The 26229-nt window shown below is 44.6% G+C and carries 20 protein-coding genes; 13 read left to right on the forward strand and 7 right to left on the reverse strand.

The features are described 5' to 3' along the window. Window positions 1-142: 142 nt before the first annotated feature. From ACTHPG_RS07860 to ACTHPG_RS07870, 3 genes are all read right to left on the reverse strand, one after another. Window positions 143-742: a response regulator gene (locus ACTHPG_RS07860; protein WP_440388554.1), complete on the reverse strand. Its 600-nt coding sequence runs from the start codon at window positions 740-742 to the stop codon at window positions 143-145. Next, complete coding sequence (locus ACTHPG_RS07865) at window positions 739-1875, reverse strand: sensor histidine kinase (RefSeq protein ID WP_440388555.1); 1137 nt, start codon at window positions 1873-1875, stop codon at window positions 739-741. The genes ACTHPG_RS07860 and ACTHPG_RS07865 overlap by 4 nt, the downstream gene beginning before the upstream one ends. 99 nt (window positions 1876-1974) lie before the next feature. Beyond that, entirely contained in the window at window positions 1975-3033 is a 1059-nt protein-coding gene (locus ACTHPG_RS07870; RefSeq protein ID WP_440388556.1) for a fatty acid desaturase, read from the reverse strand. 375 nt (window positions 3034-3408) lie between these two features. Here ACTHPG_RS07870 and ACTHPG_RS07875 point away from each other — a divergent pair, with 375 nt between their 5' ends. The 11 genes from ACTHPG_RS07875 to ACTHPG_RS07925 all read left to right on the forward strand — a co-directional run bounded on the left by ACTHPG_RS07875 (window position 3409) and on the right by ACTHPG_RS07925 (window position 18033). Beyond that, entirely contained in the window at window positions 3409-4248 is an 840-nt protein-coding gene (locus ACTHPG_RS07875; RefSeq protein ID WP_440388557.1) for a YitT family protein, read from the forward strand. Window positions 4249-4797: 549 nt separating this feature from the next. Continuing rightward, window positions 4798-6033 carry an ROK family transcriptional regulator gene (locus tag ACTHPG_RS07880; protein ID WP_440388558.1) on the forward strand — a complete coding sequence of 412 codons (1236 nt, stop codon included), beginning with the start codon at window positions 4798-4800 and terminating at the stop codon, window positions 6031-6033. A gap of 36 nt (window positions 6034-6069) precedes the next feature. Beyond that, a complete protein-coding gene (locus ACTHPG_RS07885) occupies window positions 6070-7122 on the forward strand; it encodes an ROK family protein (RefSeq protein ID WP_440388559.1) in 1053 nt (350 codons plus the stop codon). Between the two features lie 49 nt (window positions 7123-7171). Further along, window positions 7172-8395, forward strand: coding sequence for an MFS transporter (locus ACTHPG_RS07890; RefSeq protein ID WP_440388560.1), 1224 nt, complete (start codon window positions 7172-7174; stop codon window positions 8393-8395). A 21-nt stretch (window positions 8396-8416) separates the two neighbouring features. Continuing rightward, window positions 8417-10657: a helix-turn-helix domain-containing protein gene (locus tag ACTHPG_RS07895; RefSeq protein WP_440388561.1), complete on the forward strand. Its 2241-nt coding sequence runs from the start codon at window positions 8417-8419 to the stop codon at window positions 10655-10657. Window positions 10658-10912: 255 nt separating this feature from the next. Next, a complete protein-coding gene (locus tag ACTHPG_RS07900; protein ID WP_440388562.1) occupies window positions 10913-11287 on the forward strand; it encodes a hypothetical protein in 375 nt (124 codons plus the stop codon). A 394-nt stretch (window positions 11288-11681) separates the two neighbouring features. Then, on the forward strand, window positions 11682-13283 hold the full coding sequence (locus ACTHPG_RS07905) for an extracellular solute-binding protein (RefSeq protein WP_440388563.1): 1602 nt from the start codon (window positions 11682-11684) through the stop codon (window positions 13281-13283). A gap of 110 nt (window positions 13284-13393) precedes the next feature. Beyond that, entirely contained in the window at window positions 13394-14296 is a 903-nt protein-coding gene (locus ACTHPG_RS07910; protein ID WP_440388564.1) for an ABC transporter permease, read from the forward strand. Between the two features lie 38 nt (window positions 14297-14334). Then, complete coding sequence (locus ACTHPG_RS07915; RefSeq protein WP_440388565.1) at window positions 14335-15207, forward strand: carbohydrate ABC transporter permease; 873 nt, start codon at window positions 14335-14337, stop codon at window positions 15205-15207. A gap of 86 nt (window positions 15208-15293) precedes the next feature. Further along, a complete protein-coding gene (locus tag ACTHPG_RS07920) occupies window positions 15294-17000 on the forward strand; it encodes a hypothetical protein (RefSeq protein WP_440388566.1) in 1707 nt (568 codons plus the stop codon). Between the two features lie 67 nt (window positions 17001-17067). Continuing rightward, on the forward strand, window positions 17068-18033 hold the full coding sequence (locus ACTHPG_RS07925) for a sugar phosphate isomerase/epimerase family protein (RefSeq protein WP_440388567.1): 966 nt from the start codon (window positions 17068-17070) through the stop codon (window positions 18031-18033). Between the two features lie 149 nt (window positions 18034-18182). On the opposite strand, the gene ACTHPG_RS07930 is transcribed toward ACTHPG_RS07925, so the two are convergent. The 4 genes from ACTHPG_RS07930 to ACTHPG_RS07945 all read right to left on the reverse strand — a co-directional run bounded on the left by ACTHPG_RS07930 (window position 18183) and on the right by ACTHPG_RS07945 (window position 24245). After that, window positions 18183-18818, reverse strand: a complete 636-nt coding sequence (locus ACTHPG_RS07930) for a response regulator transcription factor (RefSeq protein WP_440388568.1) — start codon at window positions 18816-18818, stop codon at window positions 18183-18185. Then, on the reverse strand, window positions 18815-20896 hold the full coding sequence (locus ACTHPG_RS07935) for a sensor histidine kinase (RefSeq protein ID WP_440388569.1): 2082 nt from the start codon (window positions 20894-20896) through the stop codon (window positions 18815-18817). The genes ACTHPG_RS07930 and ACTHPG_RS07935 overlap by 4 nt, the downstream gene beginning before the upstream one ends. A gap of 384 nt (window positions 20897-21280) precedes the next feature. Continuing rightward, window positions 21281-23329: a serine hydrolase gene (locus ACTHPG_RS07940; protein WP_440388571.1), complete on the reverse strand. Its 2049-nt coding sequence runs from the start codon at window positions 23327-23329 to the stop codon at window positions 21281-21283. Between the two features lie 331 nt (window positions 23330-23660). Next, complete coding sequence (locus tag ACTHPG_RS07945) at window positions 23661-24245, reverse strand: AAA family ATPase (RefSeq protein WP_440388573.1); 585 nt, start codon at window positions 24243-24245, stop codon at window positions 23661-23663. 286 nt (window positions 24246-24531) lie between these two features. Between ACTHPG_RS07945 and ACTHPG_RS07950 the strand changes: the two genes are divergently transcribed. Together ACTHPG_RS07950 and ACTHPG_RS07955 are read left to right on the forward strand one after the other, a co-directional pair. Next, complete coding sequence (locus tag ACTHPG_RS07950) at window positions 24532-24867, forward strand: PadR family transcriptional regulator (protein WP_190945664.1); 336 nt, start codon at window positions 24532-24534, stop codon at window positions 24865-24867. Then, window positions 24864-26195: an FtsW/RodA/SpoVE family cell cycle protein gene (locus ACTHPG_RS07955; protein WP_440388574.1), complete on the forward strand. Its 1332-nt coding sequence runs from the start codon at window positions 24864-24866 to the stop codon at window positions 26193-26195. The genes ACTHPG_RS07950 and ACTHPG_RS07955 overlap by 4 nt, the downstream gene beginning before the upstream one ends. Window positions 26196-26229 lie beyond the last annotated feature (34 nt).

The following is a 26229-nucleotide window of genomic DNA, read 5'->3' on the forward strand; positions in this document are numbered from 1 at the left end:
TGTTGGATTGTTGCAGTAATATATAAAAAGCTTGGTCCAGGATGTTAAGCTGGGCCAAGCTTTTTTATATGTAGCATGTTATGGCAGCTTGGGCAGCCGGTCTGCATGCTTATTTTTGTTTCAATGGGTTAAAGCGGTACTTTCATTTAAACCACCCTTTTTCTTTAGAGCGAGTGATAGCCTCAATCCGGTTACTGGCATTTAACTTGTTGAGAATAATGGAGATGTAGTTACGCACCGTGCCTGTCGTGATAAACAGATGCCCGGCGATTTCCTTGGTGTTCTTCCCGTCAGCCATGAGGCCAAGCACAGCATTCTCCCGTTCAGTCAGGGGATTTTCTTCTACATAAGCTTCATCTACCAAATCGGGAGCAAAGATGCGTCTGCCATTCATGACTTGGCGAATCGCCTCGGCAAGTTCTTCAATCGGACTATCTTTGAGCAGGTAACCACGGACACCGCCCTTGAGGGCACGTTCAAAATATCCGGTCCGGGCAAAAGTGGTCAAGATAATGACCTTGCAATTCATTCCTTTGAGTTCTTCTGCAGCTTCAAGGCCGCTTTTTACCGGCATTTCGATATCCATCAGACAGATGTCGGGGGCAAGCTCCTGGACAAGTGCAAGAGCTTCCTGGCCGTTGCTGGCACGTCCGACGACTTCCATATCTTCCTCCAGATTGAGGAGGGAAGACAAGGCACCGAGCATCATGCGCTGATCTTCTGCGATTACAATCCTGATCATGATTCTGCCTCCTTTATCGGTTTGCGAACGAGTTTGGGAACATGAATAATAATCGCTGTACCCTGGATGTCTGCCTTGGAGCGAATATCCAGACAACCATTCACAAATTCAAGTCGCTCCTTCATGCCCAAAATTCCTGTTCCGCGCTGATCCTGTTTGCGTGTTTGTTCTATTCCGATGCCGTTATCTTGCACTGTGAGTACATTATTGGCGGGTGTTTCCTCAATGACGATGGTACAAACTGTTGCCTGACTGTGTTTGACGACATTGGTGACAGCTTCTTTCAAGCACATGCCAAGCACATTTTCATTCAATTGTGACGTGTCTTGCAGTTTCGGATTGCCTTTCAGCACAAATTCAATTGAAGCGGCCTTCAGAATCTGCTCTGCTCGGAAAAGTTCATCGACCAATTGTGTTCCACGCATGGTGGTTACCATTTCCCGGACTTCCTTCAGAGCTGTACTTGCCGTTTGCCTGAGGTCGTTTAATTCAATCTCCGCCTGATCGGGATTGTTACGGAGCAGCCGCTTTGCCAGATCGGTTTTCAGACCGATTAGAGAGAGCTTCTGTCCAAGGGTATCGTGCAGGTCACGAGCGATACGCTGACGTTCTTCCATTTTCACGAGATCGTCAAGTCGCTTGTTCGCATTCTCCAATTGGCCTTCCAATTGTTCAGTCTTATTTTTGTTATACGTACTGATTGGAAGCAGGATGGAGGCCATTAAGCTGATGAATACAAACGGGAACTGACTCACGAGCAATGAACTCTGATTGATAAAACCATAATTGATGGTAAGGAAGCTGGCTCCCAGATTCACCGAGTACAGGGTGAAAAAACCCGCTTTATTTTTAATATTCCCAATAAAAAAGGCAAGAAACAATGAGAAGTACGCATAGTCATAGGCGATAGTCATCGTAATGGAAATGGCGATGAGAAGTCCAATCCACATGTATACCTGCCAGCCCTTGGTGATGAAGGCGAGCAGATAACAGACGAAGAAAACGAGAATGATAATGATGCCAGTCACCATTGTCCATAATTTGGAATATTGTGAAATGTAATAGAAGGGCAGGATGAAAAAGACAAGCCATACATAAGGGTTTAACCCTGTATTTTTATAAAAAATCTGCATCCACTTTTGAATGTAATTCTCCCCCTTGCACTTGTACTCAACTTTAGCATGACTGTAGCATGACTATCGCTTGAATACAAGAAAACGAATCCGACAGAGTTAAGGCTTCTCTGTCAGACCCGCTGGATTGTTTACACGGATAGTCGGTTGAACATAAGGTTTGCGGGATAGATCTTTGAGCTGTTTAAAGCTAATGAACTGTTTGGAATCCTCATCCCACAGACGGAAGCGCAGGGCAACCAGACTGGAACGTAATGTAATGGTAGTCGCTTTTTGCAAGGGTGGTGTTGCGTTATGTGCTTCTTCCAAGAAATAGTTAGGTACACGGGGGCTCAAGTGATGCACATGGTGAAATCCGATGTTACCACTGATCCATTGCAATAATTTTGGCAATTTGTAATAAGAACTACCTTCGACAGCTGCTTTTACGTAACTCCATTCATCCTCGTGTTCAAAATACGTTTCTTCGAACTGGTGTTGAACGTAGAACAGCCAGATTCCAAAGAAACCGGAGAAGAAGAAGATAGGTGCCTGCACCATTACAAAAGCCTGCCAACCGACTAACCAGGACATGAATGCATAGAGCACCACAATCAATACTGTAGTCAGGTGTGTATTGATGCGTTCTTTACGTCTTGCACCTTTACGGTTGAAACGGTAAGCCAACAAAAATACGTAAATGGGTCCGATACAAAACATAACGAACGGATTACGATAAATCCGATAGAACAGACGACCCCAAGGAGAGGCTTCTTTATATTCTTCGACTGTCATAACCCAGATATCGCCTACACCACGTTTGTCCAGATTACTGCTTGTCGCGTGATGGATAGCATGCTCATTTTTCCATTGCTGATAGGGTGTCACGGTTAATACACCGGTAATGGTACCGAGAATATCATTGGCGCGTTTGCTCTTGAAGAATGAACCATGACAGCAGTCATGGAAGATAATGAATGTCCGTAGTACAAATCCGGATGCCACCAAGGCAATCGGGAAGGTCAGCCAGTATGAAACCGATAAGCTAAAGTAAGCTGCCGCCCATAATAAGAAGAGCGGAATTAATGTATTGATTAACTGACGGATACTTAATCTGAGATCATTTTTTTCATAAGGGGTTACTTCCTTTTTTAAGGCCATTTCTTTTGATCTGTTCATAAAATGATGTCCTCCTTCAATCGTTGTAACTATACTCAGCTACAACTTGGCGTTTCCTGCTAAACTTTCCTGTAGGAAGCGTTTTTATCATTGTAAAATAATCCGATCATGACAGTAAGTCATAAACGTCAGCCCTCTGTAATGATGAATATCAATGATGGACCATGACATTTGTCATGGTTGTATGAAATGGATTGGCTTTGCCGAGGACAAAAGGGAGAATGGTCTATAAATCCTTTGCACAAATTACGCAACAATTTGTATTATGTATACAAATTTTGTTGTGAGCATGGTAAAATCTATCTTTGAGTGATTATGACAACTTATGAGACGGGTCGATTAGGTTGATTTCTGACGGATTGGATGGAATGTATAATGAAGAAACGAATTACGGATATTCTATTTATTATGGCAGGTGCATTTCTGTTTGCATTGGCGGTGAACCTGTTCGTCATCCCGAATGATTTGGCTGAAGGCGGGGTAACGGGCATCACGATTATTTTGTATTACCTGTTTGAATGGTCACCTGGACTAATGAACCTGATCCTGAACGGTATATTGTTAATTGTGGGATACCGGTTTCTTGATAAAACGACTACGGTGTATACGATTATTGCGGTTGTGTTCAACTCATTGTTCCTGCATCTGACAGAGAGCTGGACGATTGACTCGCATGAGTTGTGGATTAATACAATCTTTGGTGGATTGTTTGCCGGTCTGGGGATCGGATTGATAGTCAGAGTGGGGGGAACAACAGCCGGAACCGTTATCCTGGCACGGCTTGCCAATAAATATCTGGATTGGAACATCAGTTATGGATTATTATTCTTTGATTTGATTGTAGCATTTTCATCTTTCTTCATTATAGGACCGCAAGGTCTGATGTGTACAATTGTTCTGCTGTTCGTGGGTACCAAAACGATGGAGTTCATTATTGAAGGACTCAATCCGAAAAAGGCGGTTATGATTATCTCCTCCAAACAGGATGAGATCGCGAAGCAAGTGATTGAGAAGATGGACCGCGGGGTAACCGTGTTGTCCGGGCATGGGTATTACACGAAAAATGCGAAAGAAATATTATACATTGTCATTAGTAAGCAGGAAGTCTCGATGCTGAAGAAGATTGTGCGAGCGGAAGACGAGATTGCCTTTATCACCATTCATGATGTGCGTGATGTGTTCGGTGAAGGATTTATTGAACTTTCGAAAACTTGAGTAATAGTATACAAGTAATAGGTATATATGAAAGAAGGGAGTTGCGGTGAAATATCACCGCAACTTTTTTGATTGGTTAATTGAACAGGGTATTAATCTAGTACCAAAAGAAAGAACCCTTCTCAACAGAGAAGGGCAAAAGGATATTAATAATGTCTTCTTTTTTTGACTCCACAGTATTCAACAGTGACATGACAGTGTTTTTTACACTTTGTAGGCACATATTTAATTTTGGTAACACAAGTTTTTGTAATTTTTTTGTAAAAACACTTTGGTTTTGGGTGACATCCTTTATGCTTTCTGTACATATTGAACCCTCCCTGATTGTGATAAGGTATTGTATGAAGGGGGCATTGTATCGGTAATGTATAAACGTCTATTATTGTATAATAATCCCTTTATTAGGCTTTTGTGTTACGAATGGAGGCGTGATTCTCTCTAGTAAAAAGAGGACAATGACAAAAAGCTGTACACCTATCAAACACGATGATATATTGAATTTAATTTATTTGTTAATAAACTTAACTAACTATTAAAGGAGGCGATCACTTGGCTGGCACACCGCAATATATCCGCAATCTGAATGAAAATCTCATTATGGATGCCCTCATAACTCAGGGAACCATGTCCAGAGCGGATATCAGCCGTCAGACCGGACTTAGCAAACCAACGGTGTCGTTGGCTGTAGAACATCTGATTGACCGTAATCTGGTGAAGGAAATGGGGAGAGCTGACAATGCTCAGGGTCGCAAGGCAACCCTCATCCGTTTCAATGAAACGGCTTATTATGTCTGTGGCATAGATATCGGCGCAACACGTATTCGGATTGCATTATCCGATCTGAATGGAGAGATCATCGACTATCGAACATATCCCATGGTTGTCCAAGAAGGTCATGAGCGAGCGGAAACGACTATGCTGTTGCTTCTTCGAAGCCATATGAACGAATTGCTTGATGAGCATCATCTGAACTGGGAACAGATTCAGTGCATTGGGTTTGGCATACCGGGTGTAGTTCTCCCTGATTCAGGCCGAATTAATCGAATTGTCGACCCGTTAGCAGGTTTGGAACAAGCCTTTTCCCTGGAATCGTTGTCTGGTGCCTTTCCCTGTGAAGTCATCCTGGAGAATGATGTGAATCTTGCGGCACTTGGGGAGTATCGGAGTGGTGCCGCCGCAGGTTATCCCTTGTTTGTTTTTTTCTCCATCGGTACAGGGACGGGAGCTGGCATCATGGTACATGGTCAACTGCTTCGAGGTCTTGGTGGCTTAACTGGAGAGATCGCAGAAATGCTGGTGGAGGATGGTCGACGTCTGGAGGATGTGCTGTCAGCTGATGGTCTTATGAAGTTGGCGAAGCATTATCTTGATCAGCATGATGAACTATTGGATGCTGATGATGATGCGGGAGCGGTTGTGGATATCAATGAAGATGTAGTTGCAGATGATCCTCACAGATACCTGACTCCCGAGAAGTTATTTGAAGCTGCACGCAGTGGAGAAGTAGAGGCGTTAGACATTCTACAACAATACAGCCAGATGATCGCTTCAGCTCTGCGACAGATTAGCGTTGTGCTTGCTCCAGATCTTATTGTGCTTGGCGGAGGCGTGGGAGGGAACGGTGATGTGTTATTGCCTTTATTGAGGCAGATCATATCTGAGCAATTCCCGGTGCAACCACAGTTAATCTGTTCCAAGCTTGGTGAGCAGGCTGTTGTCACTGGTGCCGTGCAGGTGGCCATACAACAAACGATGCTGAACCTTCAGCAGGAAGCGATGGAATAAGAGATTGGATATACAATATCTGAGGAGGGAAACGGGATGACAGAATCCGTGAAAAACGTAAGTAAAGATGTTCAGTTCTATCAGGATACATCGGTTGGGGGGAAGCCGTCTGGCTGGATTGCAGGTATCGATATTGGAGGCACCAAAACATTGATGCTCTTGTCATCACAGCAGGCTGGAAGTGAAGTTCATGAACGTATCTTGCCTACGCCTGCCAGTGATCAGCCGGATGAGTTCTTCCGATGGTTATTCGCTGAACTGGACTCGTTCTGCCGCGAGGTTGGATGCCGTCTGGATCAACTTTCCGGTGCAGGCTTGGGGTTCCCTGGTGTGATTCTACAGGAGGAAGGCATCCTGCGAAGTGCTCCAGCTTTTCAGTGGCCTGAGCTTGATATTCGTCCTGTGATTGCGAAGTATTACAGCGGGAATATCATATTGGATAATGATGTGAATCTGGCCGCAATGGGAGAATACGATCAAGGGGCAGCGCAGGGACATCAACACTGTGTGATGGTCACGGTTGGAACAGGCATTGGAGCTGCTCTTATCCTGAATGGACAGCTCTACAGCGGCCAGCATGGAGCAGCAGGTGAGATTGGGCATTTCATTGCTGGAGACGAAGGGCTTCATACAGGTTACGTCGCAGATGCAGATTCCTTTGGCGTATTTGAGCAAGCGACTTCAGGTACGGGGATAACCGAACAGGCGAGACGTTATTTTGCAGATGGAAAAGGAAGTTCCTTATCCCTTATCATGAGTCTTGCAGGAGGGGAAGCGGGACAGATTGAAGCCAGACATGTCTTCAAAGCAGCCGAATCAGGCGATGTTGCTGCACTTGAGATTCTGGAATTGCCTATGCGTTATATGGCTAGAGGTCTGGCGAATATTACGGCTTTACTTAATCCTTCCATTATTGTAATCGGTGGTGGTGTGGCAGCGTCCAACCCATCCTATTATCTAAATGAAGTACGCGCACGCCTCAAACGTTACACCATTCTGCCTGTACGTTTAGCTATAGCTGAACTTGGAAATAGAGCAGGAGCAATCGGGGCTTTGGCTGCGATCAGGTCGAATCTAGCGCGGACATAACAATAGAGAATAGATGAAGCCACTATAGAATTAAAGGATGGAGATCCGGATGAGAAGTAGACATATGAAGGCTTACACAGAGAAAATAAAAGCCGATTCCAATGATGCAAGACGTGTTTTACTCAAATTACAGGGCCTGTATCTGTTTATGGGGCTTGCCGGGGGGATGTTTAACCCGTACATTAATCCCATTTTGGTTGCGCAAGGTTTTTCCAGTAAAGAAACCGGATTTATCATGGCGTTTGGCACACTCGTATCTATTATTCTTCAACCTATATGGGGAATTCTGGTAGATAAGTTTAAAAAGACACGGTTCGTACTGGTAATAAGCCTGCTTGTTCCTGCATCGTTAGCGTACTTTTACAATATTCAAGTGTACATTATATTAATATTGATTTATACTTTATGCACTATATTTCAAGTGACACAAATACCCGTCGCTGACTCCTATGCGGTTACTGCCGCGAGAACAGCCAACACCTCGTATGGCATGATCCGACTCTTCGGCAGCATAGGAACGGGAGTTGGTGGATTTGCAGCAGGGATGTATCTCTCCCAGTTTTCCATTCACATGTTATGGCTGCCATTTCTCCTGTTTAATGCTCTCAGCGCCATACTGGCAAGTACACTTCCCCGGCAGACGAGCATCTCCTCGTCCTCGGTAACCTTCTCCGTAGGTTTGGCAAGATTGCTCCGAAACCGGACATTCCTTCTATTTCTAACAGGTTGTTTCCTGGTTAACCAAACGCTCACTGCGTTTAACTCCTTTTTCGTTATTTCATTTCAGATGGCTGGCGGTTCTGTGACCATGACAGGTACAGCGCTGTTGCTGGCATCGATCACCAATGTTCCATCCATGTTGGCAGCGGCATTCATACTTCGAAAATGGGGACATGAGCGTACGATGCTGCTTGCAGCTGGTGCGTATATGTTACGTTGGGGAATACAATGGCTATGGCCGACGCCTGAAGTGATGATTGGCGTTCAGGTGCTGCATGGATTATCCTTCGGATTCTTCTATATTGCAGCAGTGGAATATGTGGCTTCCGTTACGGGACGGGAGATGCAGGCCACTGGACAAAGTTTATTTAACATGGTGTTTGCTGGCTTTGGCGGAATTGTTGGGAATATGCTGAACGGATACTTGCTTGATTCTGGCGGTCCATCACTAATGTATCTGGCTTGTACAATCAGTGCGGCACTAGGATCGGTGATTCTGTATATCGTCAGCCGGCAGGCCAAAGAACAGAGAAGATCATACTCATTAGAATAGAGATGGAAGGAGTTGGAGCCTATGAAAGTAAATCTGAAGCGGAATTGGCACACCAAGTTGATGTATTCCTATTTCCCTATTTTCCTGCTTACGATTTCCATTCTGATCTTTCTCTCCTTCCTGATTGTCAACGAACTCTCGCGTAACGAAACACAAAAAGCCGACATGATCTCCACACGCTATATCGTAGATACACTGGAACGCTCGCTAAGCGACATTGAACTCCGGTTACTTGAAGACATTGGTGCGAACAAAACCTACAGTCGCTTTTTGGAGGCTGAACAGGGACAATTATCGAGTCAGTTTATCTATGATGCGGCAAGCGGGCTGGGACGTATGCTGGATCAGCAGGATATGATTCAATCCATTTATCTCTATCGCATGTCAGATTCGCAGATTCTTACGCCCAGAGGCATGATGCGTCTGGAAGATTTCGAGGATCGTGCCTATATTGAGCAAGCCTTGAAAGATCGGGAAAATCTCGGTTGGAACCTGCCGCGTGAATATAAGGAACGTTCTTTCGATGTACCTTCACAGGTGATTAGCATGAATAAATGGCTTCCTTTACCGTGGGGTGGGGAAGGTCTGCTGGTCATTACAATACGCATGTATGCAGTCGAACGGCAGATTGATCATATGACCAATGATAAGTTATCTGTTCTTCAGGTTCGGGACAACAGCGATAATCTGATCTATAGCGCGCATCAAATGGACCCTTCAGCAGGTGAAATCCTGAACCGTGTGTCTGCGGATAAGCTTGGCCTGGTCTTCGAGAGTGGCATCCAATCCGGACAACTGTATTCTTGGGTATCGCTTGTCTCTTATGTGTGGATTGGCATTGGATTATTAACGATTGTTGGCGCGGTGGCGGGACTGATCTACATTACGCGCAGAAATACGCGGCCCATCCAACTCATCATGAATCGAATACAGGCGTTACAACCTCGTGCCGAGGAGGATGAAGCAACTCCGTCCGTCAAGGATGAACTGGCTCTCATCGACCGTGCACTCGAACATCTGATTGCTCAAACGGTTGATTATGAGAAACAGCACCATGAAAACCTGCTGATTCATCGCAGACAGTTACTTGTTGATCTAATGGAAGGAGAGCGAATGGATTCGTTCCGTCAGCGACTTCGTCATCTGCAACCGCTAGAGGAACGATTCATGGAACCGAAGAGCGTTGCTGTCCTCATTGCAGAGATGAATGGTGACGACCTATCAACCAATCAGAATATACTGAAGATAGCGCTCATGAATGTGGTGGAAGAACTGGTACAGAATGAGTCTCAATTCGGTGGTTGGGCTGAATGGTTTGGGAACCGAAGGCTTGTTGTGGTAATTGCATCTGATGATCAGGAAGGACTGGACCGTGAATTGCTTATGGATCTGGCTAAACAGATGCACATGTGGATTGCAGAAAATTTCCGCCTCCGGTTTACCTTCGGGATTGGACGAACCGTATCGGGGTGGGAGGAGATTACTCAATCGTATGCCAGTGCAGATGCCGGTTTGCAGCATAGACTTACCCTTGGTAAAGATGCGATTGTTCTTAGTGAGCAACTGCCAGATCGTATTGAGCTGCAATCGTACAAGTACTTGCAGATGCTGGCCGACTTTGTCCGCGAATTCAGACTAACCGGTGATGGGTGGCGGACGCAGCTTGACCAGATGTTTGTTGCATTCGGCGAAGATCAGATTACAGATCAAGATATTCGCATGTTGTTGCAGGCATTAATCCAGATGTTGTCGCGTGAATTCGGAGAGCTGTCTGAGCGGTTACAGAGCCAATTTGCAGAGGAAATCCTGACTCGTCTTCGCAGTGATATCCAGCAGGCAGAGACACTGGGGGGCATTCAGGAGATTTTGCAGGAATGGCTGAAAGAGGTCTATCGCAATTATGTGTCTGTGAATGAAACGAAAAGTCATCGCGCAATGATCAATGAGCTGCGGATCTATATTGAAGAACATTTTGATGATCCGGATCTGTCGCTGAAACATCTGAGTGATCGGTTCCAAATTTCAGGCAAATATGCGAGTTATCTGTTCAAGGAAGAATTTGAGATGAAGTTTGTTGATTTCCTGGTGAAACTGAGGGTTGAAAAGGCCTGCCGCCTGTTGTCTGCATCCGATATGGCTGTACAGGATATTGCGCTGCAAGTAGGTTATGCCAATGCCATCTCTTTCGGCCGGGTATTTAAACGGATTATGGGTGTGACACCGGGGGATTATCGCAAGCAGAGAGGGAAACAAGGGGATTGAATAACGAGGTCCTGAGCGGTAAAACATGGAACATGCAATTTCAAATAAAATTCAATATATGCTCAAAGTGATTACATGAAATCTTCTGTAAGAGGAAATAAGGTTCGTACCTTAAGGTCCTTTGACAGAAGATTTTTTGATGTTTAATACAACATCTACAAATCTTTGGTCCATTAAGCTGGTTCGTGAAGGAAATTTACGAATGTCCTATACTAGATTATGACAATCCATTCATTCATAGCGCAGGAGTTGAAGATGATGTATGCATACGGACAGCAAGTGTGGGGATCGGTAGATATCAGTAAACAGGTCACCGTTACAGCAAGCAACAACACATTTACATTTAACGTAGATGGCTCGTCATATATGGTAATGATACCTGTTGGTACATACACGACAAGTCGACAGAGGCATGAATCCGAACTTATTCAAGCTATTTCGAAAGCGGCCTCAGCTCAGAACATTCCGGTACGGTATATTTTGGGAGGAATGCATTATGACGAGCAGTATAATGTATTGATCCTGGAACATCTGGATACAAGCAACGAACATGTCATTGATCAATTGGCGGGGAATGCCAGGGATACGATATTTGGTGAAGTGAGGTTTAATCTTCCGCCAAGAGACTAGTGCATTGAATCGTTCTATACGTGTTGCTGAACAAGAAGACCACTTCAGGTGTGGTCTTTTTTTGCTTTTAGAAGAGAATGCAATGGAAAATGGATTATTGCGATTTGAGCGATGCCTGATTGTACGTGAGTAATTAATATAAATACAACATATTATGTTATTATAGTTAACATAAAAGGCGCGAAAATTGTATGTTCTCAGGAAATATGTTTATATATCGCGGTATTTAACTAAAAATACGTCATTATTTCATTTTGAAAATAGTTTATTGTCTAATGTCGAGATCGTATGTAATGATTAGTGACATTCACAGGTGCAACAAAATGGAATGAACAAAGTGGAGTGGCAATCATGTGAATCCATATCAGAGTGTGTGCGAAAGGGGAAAGGTCAAATGAGATTATTTCAAAGACGTAAGGCAGGCAAGGCAAGTTCAATTCTCGCAGTGGTAACAGCATTCACTCTATTATTATCCGCATGTTCATCAGGAAGCGAATCTGCATCTTCTTCAGGAGAGTCGGGTTCGGGGGAAAAAACGACTTTGAAAGTAGAAATCTTCGACCGGGGAAATACTCCGGCGGGCTACACCATTTCGGACAGTTATCTGACTCGCTTCATTCAAGAGAAGTTTGGTGATCCAAACAACATCGATGTTCAATTTGTTCCGGTACCACGCTCGGAGGAGGTACAGAAGCTTAACGTTCTGATGGCGAGTGGCTCCGAAGTACCTGATATCGTATTTACCTACGACTCGGGAACATTCAATCGCTATGCAGAACAAGGAGGTCTGACTGAACTTACGGATCTGATCAATCAGAGCGGCCCTAACCTGAAGAAGTTCCTGGGAGACGAAACGCTGGCTTACGGTCAATACGATGGTCAACAGTTTGCAGTTCCAGGTAAACGTCTTGTACTTGGCAAGTACGCATCCTATGTTCGTCAGGACTGGCTGGACGCACTCGGATTGCCTTCACCTGAGACAGCTGAGGAGTTGCATACAACATTAAAGGCCTTTAAGGAAAAAGATCCGGGTAAGGTTGGCACAGGACTTATTCCTATGGGGATGTCCATTGCTTCGGCTCAATATGAACCTCTGATCTGGTCATTCATTGAACCACTGACGGAAGAACAAAAATATACATTAACACAACAACTGGGTTCCAATGACTATCCAACGTTGTTGCCTGGTTTCAAGGATGCCTTGAAATATATGAACACACTTTATAATGAGGGATTAATGAGCAAGGACTTTGGACTTGACAAAGATAAGAAAAAGCTGTGGGAGGATGTATCTAACGGCAAAGTTGGATTCTACACCGAAGATGCAGGGGAGATTTACATCTCCGGTACGTACAAAAACCTGCAAACCAATCAACCTGGCGCAGTGATCACACCGATTGATGCATTCAAAAACTCGGAGGGCAAATTCGCCAAACCGGCATATGCACCCAATGCGATGTATGTCATGATCCCGAAATCAAGCAAAAATGCGGAAGCAGCGATGAAGTACCTGGATTGGATGGCTTCAGACAACAACTTGTTCGACCTGCAATTCGGTGTTGAAAATGAGAACTATGAGCTTGTGGATGGTGTGCCACTGATCAAAGATGATGCTTCTCCTGAAATCGCAGGTCGTATCTATAATTCCGGTGACATTGCCATTATCGTCAACGGTAAATACGTTGGGGATGACAAGAAAAATGAAGAGGCTTATGTCGTACAGGTAGAATCGAAGTATCGGGATGATATGCGCAAGTCGGTAGCCATTTCCAACACGGACACGATTCAACCGGTACGCTTCTCCAAACCGATTGATGCAGAAGCTCGCTACGGTAACGGCCTGAAAGACAAGTTCATGGAGTTCTTCGTGAAAACAACCATTTCCAAACCTGCTGATTTTGAAGCTACTTATGACAGCATGATGAAGGATTACATGGCGAGCGGTGGTCAAGCAATCCTGGATGAACGTACAGAAGCTTACAAAGCGATGAAATAAGTAGAGTAGAGATCACATCTAATGTGCACGACAACAAGAACAGGGATTTCATTAGGGCGATGGCAGCATCGCCTTGATGAAGAATCCTGAATGACATGGGGGGAAGGTTTATGAAAACAAGCATCTATTTCCGCAGAAACTGGCAACTGTATGCGTTGCTCCTACTGCCCATGATCTACTTCATTATTTTCAAGTATGGGCCAATGTATGGCGTGCAGATTGCGTTCAAGGATTTTAACTTCTTTCAAGGGATCTCCGGTAGTGAATGGATTGGCCTGGATGCATTCAGAGAAGTGTTTCAAAATCAGGGATTTTACACGGCACTACGCAACACATTAGTGCTTAACATGCTGGATCTGCTGGTGTCCTTCCCGGCGCCGCTTATACTGGCCATCTTATTGTTCGAGCTGAAGAAAGCCTGGTTCAAAAAGTTGGCACAGACCTTACTGTACATTCCTCACTTTATTTCCTGGGTGATTATTGGAGGGATCGTACTTCAGGTATTCGGTACACAATCGGGGTTCATTAACAATATCTTAATGAGCATGGGATTCGATCCATTGCCTTTCCTTTCTGACAAAAACTATTGGCTTTTTACGTATCTTGCAGTAGGCGTGTGGCAGAGTGCAGGCTGGGGTACGATTCTGTATCTGGCATCCTTGACAGGCATTAACCGGGAACTGTACGAAGCAGCAGAAGTGGATGGAGCAAGTCGGCTGCGCAGAATCTGGCACATCTCCTTGCCAGGCATCAAAACGACAATTGTTACCTTATTGATCATCAATGTCGGCAACATGATCTCCATCGGCTTCGACCGACCATTTATTATCGGTAACGTGGCTGTACGTGAATACTCGGATGTACTCAGCACGTTGGTGTATCGTGTCGGTTTACAGTCTGGTCAGGTTACGCTCGCAACAGCTGTAGGTTTGTTCCAGGCATTAGTTGGACTTGTCTTCATACTCGGAGCGAACTATACGTCCAAGAAGCTAACCGATGAGAGTATTATGTAGTGGATTGAAACACATATGATCTGTAAGGAGTGAGTGGTATGTCTGAAAACACGGCGAATCGAATATTCAACACGGTAAACGTCATTCTTATTATCATTACGATGGTGCTGTGTCTTGCACCATTCATTCATATTATTGCGATCTCGCTCAGTTCGAACCGGGCTATCGGTTCAGGAGAAGTTTCCTTTTTCCCCAAAGAGTTGTCTTTTGAGGCGTATAGCAAAGTGTTTGCAGATGGATCGATGATTCGTTCCCTCATCTATACCATTTGGCTTACCGTCCTTAGTACGGTACTAAGCATGGCGATGACCATTGCAGCGGCATACCCACTGGCGAAGAGTAATCTGAAGGGGCGCAAGTGGTTCATGCTTATCATTGTGGTGACGATGTTCTTCAGCGGGGGCATTATTCCCGAGTACATTCTGATCAAAAATCTGCATCTACTCGACAGTACATGGGGACTTATTCTGCCTGGATTGATTAGTCCATTCTACATGATCATTCTTATCACATTCTTCCGAGGGATTCCTGAGAGTCTGGAAGAAGCTGCGGGCATTGATGGAAGCAGCCACTTCGGCACACTTATGCGCATTATACTGCCGCTATCCCTTCCGGTTATGGCAACGCTGAGCCTATTCTACGCAGTAGGACGGTGGAATGGTTTCCAGGATGCACTCATGTATATTACCAAGCCTGAGCTATACCCTTTGCAATTGAAATTGTATCAGATGATTCAGCAAAACCAGATTACAGAACTGATGCAGAACGAAGGCATTGGTGCGGTTCAAGTCCTGCCTGAAAGTCTGAAAGCAGCTAGCGTTATATTCTCAACGTTACCGATCCTGCTGGTGTATCCATGGTTGCAGCGGTACTTTATCAGTGGCGTAATGGTAGGTGCTGTAAAAGGTTAATAGAAGTTGTTCAAAAAGTTCATCTTCTCGGTACTGAAAACTGATCTTTTTGAACACGCACCTATAGTCTCGGGAGGTTGCATGACATGACACAACGAATGGTAGAAAAGATGTCCAAAGAACAGCAGTATGTAGTGAATCAGTCCATGTTGATGATGGATAGCTTCTATGACAAGGAGATGGATCTGCTTTGCAGTTTCGAAGAAGAGGATCCATCGCAGCACAGCACACGAGCCAGTGCACATTATGCGCTTGGGTTGTTGATTCGAAATGAGCCTGGTGATGTGGAACGCGCGATACGGGTGTTCCACAAGGTGCTCGACTATCAATATGACGCTCCGGATGAGATCTATCACGGAACCTTCGCGACCCGACCAACTGATGTGCATCCACCAGCGGGTCACTATGGTTGGAAATCTTTTGCGCCAGGCACGGCCTATTTCCTGGAACGCACCTTTGAGAAGGTGTCTGCGCAGTTTATCCATAAACTACAGGAAGAGAGTTCTCTGCTTATCGAGGCAGCAGATCCCAAACAACTGAAGCATCTGTTTCATTCGGCAGTAAATCAGGTCCTGCCACCCGTCTGGATCAGTTATGATCCCAATTGGCGCGAATTTATCGCTTGTGTCTGTGTGGTGGTAACGGCCGAATTCGCTGAATATATACCGGAGGCGCTCATGAAACGGATGGACCATGCCATGGAGTTGGCTGTACAAGGGTCAATAGAACGCAGGTTATTCGACGTAATCCCCATGAACACCAATATTGAGCTAATGCATATTTTCATCACCCACTACTACGGCCATCGCTTGAACCGAACAGAGTGGATTCAGCATTCGGATGAACAGGCAGAGAGAATGATGAAGGAGTTTGAAGCGTACAACGGTACATTCGCTGAATTCAATACGACAACGTATTACGGTGTGGATCTGTCCGTGCTTGGCATGTATCGAAAGTATGGACTCACCGAACATTTGGTTGAATTTGGGCATCGGATTGAATACGGGTTGTGGACTAACATTGCGCTCTATTACAATGCCAACCTCGAGAATCTCTCCGGCCCATTCTCTCGGGCGTATGACATGGAGATGCGAGAGCATAGTTCAATCGGTGTATTTATCTATCTCATGCTTGGTGAAGGGTATGAATATCTGGCGGGTATTAACTGTGAATCAGGCCATGATCCGCTGATTGCGCTCCTTGGGGTGGATGTGCCCGTGGAAGCCGTGCCGTATTTCAAGGCTCATCAAGAGGATCGGCTTGTGCAGAAACAGTTCATGGAACTATGTGAGCGCCATGATCCAACGTCGAATCGGAATCTATGTACGGCCAAAGCCTGGATTGGTGAGGGGCGGATGATCGGGGCCATGTCGGGAAGTGTGAATACGAACGGACAGATGCATCCAGCCACGATTCACTGGCAGACGGAGATGGGGGAGCGTTATTATCTCCGCTTAATCCGCCGTGAGGTAGGCGAGGGGTGGAACAGTCATCTGCGCGGAGTGACGTTTGATGCGGATCTCACGCCAGATTCGTTAACCATTAATGTCGCATTGGATACAGAGGAAGAAATCGACGTTTATTTTGAAATCAGAGGGCCTTCCCTTCGTCAACAGGACATTACACCAGCATTATGGAAGTTCCCTGGACTTACGTGTACCGTGAAGACTGAGGCGCCTGAACCAACCGTGTTAATGTACGTGAATCATGCGGAGATCATCTATCGTTATGTGCCGGGAAAGACTGCGAACAAGATGAGATTTGAATTGACCCTACATGAAGATAACGGATAGAGGAATGAATAGATAGAGATAAATGGACCATGAACAGGCGATAGAATGAGAGGCGGGAGGAATAATCATGTATACGGACAAACAGGAATATTCGTTCTCAACATGTTGGAATATTAAACGTCACACGACCGGACAAGGTATGATCGAGGAGATCAAGTCTCTCGGATTCAAACAGGTTGAACTGAACTACAACGTCACCGAAGAGATGCTGAAGACGATAGAGCCGATGATTAAACGGGGAGAGATCGGTATATCCAGTGTGCATAATACATTTCCGTATGTGGCTGATCCGGATTACGGGACAGATTCCGTCCTGCTTGGATTCGATGATGAGGCGCGCCGCAAACGGGCAATTGAACTGTTGCTTCGCTCAGCCGAGTACGCACATCGTTATGGTGCCAAGGCTGTCGTTGTACATCCCGGTGAGGTGCCGTTTGAATACAATATTGATGAAGCGTTGAAAAAGATATACCACGATCAGGGGCCAGACTCATCGGCATATCAATCTTTATGGCAAGAGATGCTGGAGAAGCGGGAAGATGGCAGTGCTCATTACCTGAGCCGGATTGAGGAAAGTCTGGAAGAGGTATGTGAGTTGTCCGAGCAGCGGGGATATGGGGTGAATTTCGGTATTGAGACCCGCTCACGCTGTTATCAAATGCCGACTTTGCACGAAGCGGGAACGATAATTGGACGAATGAAAGGCGCGCCGCTTGGACTCTGGTACGATATTGGTCATGGCATGATGATGGATCGAATGGGACTATACGATAATGTACGCGAGGCTAACGCGTTGATTGATCATGTGGTTGGCGTGCATATTCATGAAACCGTCGGGTTGGCAGATCATTGGTGTCCGTACATTCATAGTAAAGACATGACCTTGTTCGATTCATTTCTGGATATTATCGACCGTTCACCAGTGAAAGTCTATGAGCTGAAAGCCGCTTGTACACCCGAAGAGATTGATGAAAGTCATGGAATGATTACGTCTCGCATTGCTGAACGCCATGCGGCGCGTCAGCACGGATAAGGGAGCATACGCCTAAGCATGAATGCACCTTATAGAACAACCTCATAGGAAAGTAAACCAACAAATAGAGCGGTTAAGAACCAACCTCAGGTTGCATTACAAGGGTGTTCTGTCGCTCTTTTGTTGTTCTTTTAAAGTGGTGAATGTTTTCATCTTTTCTCAGGGAGTGTTACATCACCGAGAATACCTGCCTGATAGCCTTTGACTACGGCCCCGATACGGGATTTAACACCAAATTTCTGTGTAATAGAGGTGATATGATACTCCACTGTACGTTGACTGATCGCCAGATCATGTGCAATTTCCTTATTAGTCATCTCCAGTGCGATACGGTTGAGTACTTCGCGTTCGGTTGTAGTGAGTGATTCCTCCAGATTAGGAGATAACATGGTCTCAGGAATAAGTACATGACCCAACATACTTTGTTGGATGGCGTTGATAATCTGTCCATATGTTGCTTGCTTAGATAAGTAGGCATGGACACCCAGATCATAAGCTTTCAACTGGAATTCGTGATAATTGTACCCAGATAGCAGTATAATTTTGACGGTTAATCCGTATTGATCTTTTAATCTTCTCACAACCTCAAAACCATCAAGCTGTGGCATGCGGATATCCATCACGACAACATCGGGTTGCAACGCCTCTACTTCAGACAAGAAAAGCAAAGGATCGCTGAATGTCTTTAGTACCTGTATGCCCGGTTCACGGGTTAATCGGTTGTTGAGACCTTCCATAACCAGGGGGTGATCATCAAGCAGAACGACTGTAATGGGTTCGCTCATTGTTTAATAGCTCCTTTGCTTAAAGGCAAACGAATGTTTATTGATGTTCCTTTGCCAATGCTGGAATGTATGGTGAATTCACCACCAAGATGCTGTATGCTGCTTTGTATGGAGATCAAACCGAAGTGTCCAGTTGCAGTGTCGAATGTGGTATGGACATTAAATCCCAAGCCGTCATCCTTTACATGTAGAATCAAGTCATGATCCTTCGTATGCACCTGAATGGAGCAAAATTTGGCCTGAGAATGCTTCATCACATTGATGATAAGTTCACGGATCGTCCGAAAGACGGTTGACTTCAGAGGTTCTTGCTTCAACTCTTCAGCGAGGGCATTGTACCTCATTTCCATCCTGATGCCACTTTGCATTTGAAGCGAACGGATGAGCCATTGTAACGCCTCCTCAAGATTGCTTCGATCCATAATATGAGGGTACAGATCATCACACAATTGCCGTATATCTTTCTGTGAAGCATATAGACACTCCAGCCAAACAGCCGTTTGATCCGCATTGGTTTCTCCCGTATTATGAAATTCCTCCAGATCACGAGACAGGAAGATCAGGTTTTGAAGCAGTTGGTCATGAAGGAAATAAGAGGTTTTCATACGCTCTGCCTGTTGCGCTTCCATCAAAATATCATTGAACTTCCGATGACGGTTTATCATGTGTTCATGAAGAGCTGTCTGATCTACCCGATGTTCGTATCGCTTCTGCAGATCGGATAAGAGTTTGCCATTCAGGAGCATTCGAATTGCTTCCAGCCTGCCTTTAGCAATGATATCCTGCTCTTCTGCTGAAAAAAGGGTGCGATTTACTTTGTGACCAATACCCAGTAATCCTAACATCTCTGTCGTTGGTTCACCTGACAGCTCCAAAATCTGTGCCAAGTCATACTTCTGTCGTAACACTTCAATATCCAATGCCTCGTTATCGATATTCTGTATGGAAGCAAAAACCCCTGTGCCTTCCTGAGTATATCTGTCCTTATCATCAATCCATATCACAATTACGCCTTCGATATCCAGCATCTTGTGGAACATCTCGGCAAACACGTGGATCATGTCTCGCATGTTTTGCTGCTCAGCCATTCGCACAGTCAACCGCAGTTGCTGCTGTTCCAGCCAGTCTTTGTTAAGTTTGTTTTTCTTGCGGGAGCGGGTCAGCGTGTACTGGTACACCCATGTGATTAGCAAAAATGAGACAAACAGCATGCTAATGTGAAGGAATGTGTACAGATGAGAAGCAGCCAGAAACAGTAAAAACACGATCAAAGCATATAGAACATGAATCATCAATCGTGGCATAACCAGTTTGAAGTCAAGCATACTCCGTTGTACAAGTACATAAGTGAACATCCATGATAAAGGCAGGAATCCAATGAGTGTGTACTCTACAGGCAGTAAAGGTTCACCTTGAAGCAGGGTAGGAATAGCAAAACAGATGATGAAGGGAATCAGACTAACAATGATTCCGGTTAACAAGAGCGATAGCTGGTTCTGCTCCTTGCGATTGTAGCTTTTACGATTGACCCATGTTATCCAGATTAAAATCATAAGGGTGGCACAAAGAATGATGTTTAGCAGATTGGTTGGACCAGACGGTGCAGCAGGGGTGTTAACGATGGTAATGCCTGGATTGAACTGAACATTGGTCATCATCCACTGCTTGATGTACAGAAATACTAGGCCTGTAGAATAGGCAATCGCAATTCCTCTGCTGATGAATAATAACCACCGGAAACGATGCAGACGGGTGCGAAATACAAAAGACACATAAAATGCGGTTAGACAGTAAGGTAACCATGCCGCACAAAAGGCGAGAATATAATTAGATATAGGCAACTGGGATGTATATATCGTCAGTATACATAAGGCCATGGACAGGTTAAGCAGGTAGAATAGACGCATCACCCGTGAACCGGGTTGGTTAAACAAAGCGTAACTTCCGGTCAGCAACAGCAACAATTCCAAGATGGATGAGAAGCCGATGTTGAACCATTCACGTGGTCCAGGCTTCATCGTATGTTCCGAATCCTGACCGCGAGAATTCTCAATACCAATGGTGTAGGCTTCAGTCACTAAGAATACTCCTTGTTGTTGGAGTAGCCGGAATTCTTTTTCGGGTTCTAACAAGATAACGGTATCACCTGTTCTAATCCCTGAGGTATAAGCTAAACCTAGCGGATCTACATCATGCACTGCCCACGAATTGGAAACACTCGGTATTAGTGAAAGACCAATATAAGGATTAAGAAATGAAGAGATATGGATATACGTGGCTGTCAGTATAAAGGACAACATCGTTACAAGCCAAACATAACTAAATTTATATGTAATGAATCTATGTAATGAATCTTTTAATTTCATGGGAAAATCATCCGTTCTTATGATTGTATCAGTGGTATAGGATGTGAAAAAGCAAGCCATGTAGCAATGTCATGGCTTGCCGTGCATCACTCTATGTTAATGTAGCAGAGTGCCTAACATTTTGTACATCAAAACAGATGATTCCTGCCTAAGCATAAGCTGCTTCGATCTATAATTAACAGCACCGCTGCTGGATATGGATACTTCCGGACCGTAGAGACCTAAAGCGACAACAAACTGGACACCTTCCTCAGCCCAATGATCCTGTGAACCGGCAAGATTGGCAGATACAGCGTGTGCGCCCAGTAGTTGTTGTGCTGTTCTCGAAATGATCACCGCGGCCTCTTGCCTTGTTATGGCTTGCTCGGGATGGAACAATCCACGTGTACTACCTTGCACAATACCCAGTTCTAAGGCGGTTTGAATGTAAGCGGCATAGGGGCTTGATACAGTGTCCTTAAACTTTGGAGATTGAGTCGAAATCGACATCCCGCTTATACCCACGACCTGTGCTACAAACTCCCCACGACTTACAGGCTTCTCTGGTTCGAAAAGGGATTGATCCTGTGGATATAGGCCAATCTGTGTCAAGCGATAGATGTACGGAGCATAGGGATGGTCTTCTGGCACATCATCATACGGATTGGCTTCTGGCAATTTTTCGGACCAGCTGTCTGACTTGTTGTAGTAGAAATAAGTGATTTCACCTGACTGATTTTTTTTGAAACCAGCGAGCTTACCGTCCTCATCCATGAACAGCATATCCTTAAGGGGGGTTAAGGTGTGAGTCCCATAAGCATCAACAACCTGGAGCCCTTTCGCTGTAGCTGAAATATCATATATCCATGCGGGCAGGCGAATATCCCGATATAGTCCCTCGTAGGAACGGAGTGAAGACTCAGGTACGCTATAATCAGCATACTGCGTCTCATTGTTCGGATAAAATTGATCCATAAATGCGTGGAAAAGCGCTTCTCGCAGATCGGGTCCATCACTGTTGGAGACGATAAATAGTCCGGTCTTCTCGTTAGGCAACAGCCACATATTGGAATGGAAGCCCGCTAGATCGCCTGCTTTACTCACGACTTTCCGTCCATGATTGTACTGCGAATAGGTGGATTCGAATCCATACCCTGTGCCGGGTATATCAGGGTGAATGGAGACATCCAACGTTTGCATGTCCTGTACGGATGAAGGATCGAGGATACGTGCGCCTTGGTACGAACCTTGATTGAGTTGGGCTAGCATAAAATGAGCCATATCCCGTCCGGTCGTTATTAATCCGCCTTCAGGTGAACTGTCGGGCACATTGGGATACTGCGAAAGTTCCTCTCCTTCAGCACCATAAGGAGTCGCGAGTGTACTCAGAGTGTCTCTGCTTAATGTAAAATGGCTATCCGACATACCAAGTGGCTGGAAAATATGCTGTTGTACATAAGTCTCAAATGGAAGTTTGGACTGTTTCTGAACAATGTAGCCCAAGAGTGCGTAGCCGTAGTTGTCGTAACGGAAAACTTCTCCTGGAGAGCGGACAACGGAAGGTTTGTTATCTTGGATGAATTGCTCAAGCGGATAAGAACGATTAAGATCCCTGGGTATCGCTGCTGCATCCGTAAAATCAAACCCGCTGGTGTGCGTCATCAGATGTTCCAGTGTTAAAGCTGTTCGGGTATGGTTGGTCAGATCCAAACCATCTGTGTATGTGCTGATATCCTGATTAAGCTTGACTTTACCCTTCTCAGCCAATTGCATAATGGCGGTTGCTGTCAGCGTTTTGGAGATGGAGGCTACACGGAATAGAGTGGAGTCGGCATCGACTGGGATTTGTTTTGCCACATTGGCATATCCATATCCTTTATTAAGTACGATCTGTTCGTCTTGAACAACGGTGACTACGGCACCTTTCAGAGCAGATTTCATTTCAGGCTGAGCAAAGAACTGAGTGAGGAACGATTCCGTTTCCTGAGCGCTTATCCGTGGATGAGGTGTGCTACTCTCTGCCGATACGCTGCTCATTGTGGTAAAGCTCAGAGATGCAACCAGAAGGATGTTGGCTACCGCACGTTTCCATCTGGAATTCGATTTGTAGCTCTGTTGCTGATATTGTTGTTGTTGAGTTGCACATGTTGCTACATGAGATTTCATGAAATTCTCCTTTGTATTGAGATCTGTACGTTGTCTTACATTTGAGGTACATTTATAATCTATCAGTTCGACTGAATTGGCGATTCCGTAGTACGCGCTTATTACGGCAGGACTTCCGCAATCTTTTTTGCGTGATCCCGCAATCGCTGATGGTGAAGAGTGAGTTGCGAATGATCATGGACACATGAAAAGATGATCTTGAATATATGAAAAGAGGTATTGTCGTGATGGACCCAACGGGGGTCTCGACAAATACCTCTTTTTGTTTCTTCTTTTAATTTCCATGTGAAGGGACATAGCACAAAGGAATTGTAAAGTGAATTTTATAAAGCTACTCGTACATCCGTCGTTCAAGTTCAGCATAGGCAATCGCAGGATCATCACTGGAGTTGTCAATATAAGCGACGGATGAAGCGGGGAGGGGCCAGGTTACTTCTTTACGGACGAGAGAAGCTGTGAAGGCATCCCAGTGAGCAAGTTTCCACTCATCCAATGGAGATTGTCTTGCTGTAATCCGTTTGTGATATAACGCTTCATTCTCAAGATAAATATAGGCCACACGCACATCCGTATCATCCAGGGTACGTCCAATTCGTGCAAGTTCCTGGGCAATCCAATCCGGGGTACCGATTTCTTTGGTAAATGGCCCGACAACAATCGTATCGATATCCAACTTCACGTTATCCAGAGCGGCATCCATCGTAATGCGATACCCAAGATCACGGCACAGCCGCTTGTATTCAGGTGAATCTCGGTCGGATGGGTTAAATCCCTGAAGGGTCATAATTGCCTCGGCCGCAGGACGAAGCAGGATATCCATGTCGAAGAAAGCAGCTTTATGTTTACGGGAGAGGGTTTTAGCTAGTGTTGTCTTTCCGCTCCCAGCTCCGCCAAGAAAGAAAATTAGTTTGCTCATGAAATGTAATTCCTCCTTAAATGTATTGAAAAAAATAGGTTATGTAATTGAATTATTCGAATAGATGGATTCATCAGAATAGTTCGTCAATAAAAGGTCTTTATATTTTAACATAAATAAAAAAGGGTACTAGCTAGACAGAAAAGGAAGGATAAGGTAATATCATACCTAGTTGTTCTATGCATAGATTTCCGATGTATATAAAAAAGAGATTTGAAAGTGTAAAAGTGTATTTTTCAAAATAAAAAGTCTTGCTAAATGAATTGAAAAGGAAGGAGTGAGGGCGTTGCAGGTTAACAAACAAATGATTAAAGGCAGTACCGAGACACTGATCCTAACTTTATTGAAGGAACGACCGTTGTACGGTTATGAATTAATTAAGGAATTACATCGTCAATCCGAGGGTGTGTTTAATCTGAAAGAAGGCACGTTATATCCTATTTTGCATGCCATGGAGATTGAAGGATGGGTAGAGTCGTACTGGATGGAGGTTGAAGGCCGTAAACGTAAATATTATTCGATCCGAGACAAGGGCATGGAGGCCTTACAAAGTAAAAAAGCAGAGTGGAATTTGTTCCGTAGAGCTGTGGATCGGGTGCTTGGGGAAGGAGGCCTGACATGACGAATCGACATGAACGTATTGAGCATTATCTTGATTACATGTGTGTTCAGGTTAAAGCTCGTGAAGTACATAACGACTTGCGTGATGAGTTGGGAAACCACATGGAAGAGATCATTTTGGACAAAGAACAAGAAGGTTACACAGAGGAAGAAGCAATTGCATATGCCATTGAACAGATGGGTGATCCAACTGTCGTAGGCAAGAGTATGCACCGATTGCATCGCCATCGAATGCATTGGGGGCTGTTAACGGGACTTGCCAGTTTGCTAATCATAAGCCTGCTGCTGATGTGGATTTATACGACAAATATCTCAGATGAAAACTATCAGTTGATATATATAAGTCATTTGATGTATACCATTTTTGGTTTAATACTGATGGTGTTTTTGATGTATTTTGATTATCGAAAATGGAAAAAAGCTGCCTGGTGGATCTATATTTTGTTAAGTGGTATGTTGTGGGTTAATCCGCTGGTATCACCGTTTGATTACGGTGTACAACGGTTCTGGAGCATATTCGGGTTTACAATTGATCTTACAACGACATCGATGTGGGTATTGCCTCTCGCCATAGGTGCAATTATGCTGGATAAGTTGCGCACCAAGTGTGATGTACAATCCGTCTCAACATATATTCTTCTTGTGGCTTTGCCGTCTTATAGCCTATTTCAAGCTTCAGATTGGGTACGATTGTTTCTGTTCGGAACGGCTACGCTGATCATGCTTGCATGGATTACACGAAAATGGCTCTATACTTTCATCGGAGCTACAATAACCGGAAGTGTTATTATGTTGCAGTTGTTTTTGACAGGTGAGTACAAGCGCTTTGAGAGACTCAGTGTCGTTTTAAATCTTCAGAATGATCTGCTGGGGAACTTCGAGTATAACCGTTCAATTATAAGTATCCTTCAGTCCGCCGGATGGTGGGGCAACGGTTTTGACATAACCTTCGGAATTTCCCAAAGGTTTTATATGGACTATCCCGGAGTGATGCTTATTGATGTGTTTGGCTGGTCAGCAGGCATTTTGCTATTGCTTGGAATCGTATGGTTTATTGCCAGCATGTTAAAGACGCTGCCTTGTATTAGAGATGATTTTGGTCGAATGATTATTTTCAGTATTACAATTACGTTCGCTTTGCAAATGTTATATTCTCTTGCGATGACTACGGGAAAGGTTCCAATTGTCAGTGTCAGCTTTCCTTTTATCGGGCGCGGCATTCATATAGTATTAGAATACGCCATGATGGGTTTACTGCTTGGAGTATATCGTCGTAAAGATACCATTTTATTGAGAAGCAAACAGAGACATCCGATTACGACATTGTGAAAATAAAAAAGACACGTGATTGGATGATATAATT

The organism is Paenibacillus sp. SAF-068 (assembly GCF_051967555.1).
GTDB lineage: Bacteria > Bacillota > Bacilli > Paenibacillales > Paenibacillaceae > Paenibacillus.

What these genes read in the sequence shown, in the direction of transcription:
- ACTHPG_RS07955 (WP_440388574.1), top strand. Translation starts at nt 24,864, where the DNA reads ATGACGAATCGACATGAACGTATTGAGCATTATCTTGATTACATGTGT.
- ACTHPG_RS07865 (WP_440388555.1), bottom strand. Translation starts at nt 1,875, where the DNA reads ATGCAGATTTTTTATAAAAATACAGGGTTAAACCCTTATGTATGGCTT.
- ACTHPG_RS07905 (WP_440388563.1), top strand. Translation starts at nt 11,682, where the DNA reads ATGAGATTATTTCAAAGACGTAAGGCAGGCAAGGCAAGTTCAATTCTC.
- ACTHPG_RS07860 (WP_440388554.1), bottom strand. Translation starts at nt 742, where the DNA reads ATGATCAGGATTGTAATCGCAGAAGATCAGCGCATGATGCTCGGTGCC.
- ACTHPG_RS07910 (WP_440388564.1), top strand. Translation starts at nt 13,394, where the DNA reads ATGAAAACAAGCATCTATTTCCGCAGAAACTGGCAACTGTATGCGTTG.
- ACTHPG_RS07925 (WP_440388567.1), top strand. Translation starts at nt 17,068, where the DNA reads ATGTATACGGACAAACAGGAATATTCGTTCTCAACATGTTGGAATATT.
- ACTHPG_RS07940 (WP_440388571.1), bottom strand. Translation starts at nt 23,329, where the DNA reads ATGAAATCTCATGTAGCAACATGTGCAACTCAACAACAACAATATCAG.
- ACTHPG_RS07945 (WP_440388573.1), bottom strand. Translation starts at nt 24,245, where the DNA reads ATGAGCAAACTAATTTTCTTTCTTGGCGGAGCTGGGAGCGGAAAGACA.
- ACTHPG_RS07895 (WP_440388561.1), top strand. Translation starts at nt 8,417, where the DNA reads ATGAAAGTAAATCTGAAGCGGAATTGGCACACCAAGTTGATGTATTCC.
- ACTHPG_RS07930 (WP_440388568.1), bottom strand. Translation starts at nt 18,818, where the DNA reads ATGAGCGAACCCATTACAGTCGTTCTGCTTGATGATCACCCCCTGGTT.
- ACTHPG_RS07885 (WP_440388559.1), top strand. Translation starts at nt 6,070, where the DNA reads ATGACAGAATCCGTGAAAAACGTAAGTAAAGATGTTCAGTTCTATCAG.
- ACTHPG_RS07875 (WP_440388557.1), top strand. Translation starts at nt 3,409, where the DNA reads ATGAAGAAACGAATTACGGATATTCTATTTATTATGGCAGGTGCATTT.
- ACTHPG_RS07920 (WP_440388566.1), top strand. Translation starts at nt 15,294, where the DNA reads ATGACACAACGAATGGTAGAAAAGATGTCCAAAGAACAGCAGTATGTA.
- ACTHPG_RS07870 (WP_440388556.1), bottom strand. Translation starts at nt 3,033, where the DNA reads ATGAACAGATCAAAAGAAATGGCCTTAAAAAAGGAAGTAACCCCTTAT.
- ACTHPG_RS07915 (WP_440388565.1), top strand. Translation starts at nt 14,335, where the DNA reads ATGTCTGAAAACACGGCGAATCGAATATTCAACACGGTAAACGTCATT.
- ACTHPG_RS07890 (WP_440388560.1), top strand. Translation starts at nt 7,172, where the DNA reads ATGAGAAGTAGACATATGAAGGCTTACACAGAGAAAATAAAAGCCGAT.
- ACTHPG_RS07900 (WP_440388562.1), top strand. Translation starts at nt 10,913, where the DNA reads ATGATGTATGCATACGGACAGCAAGTGTGGGGATCGGTAGATATCAGT.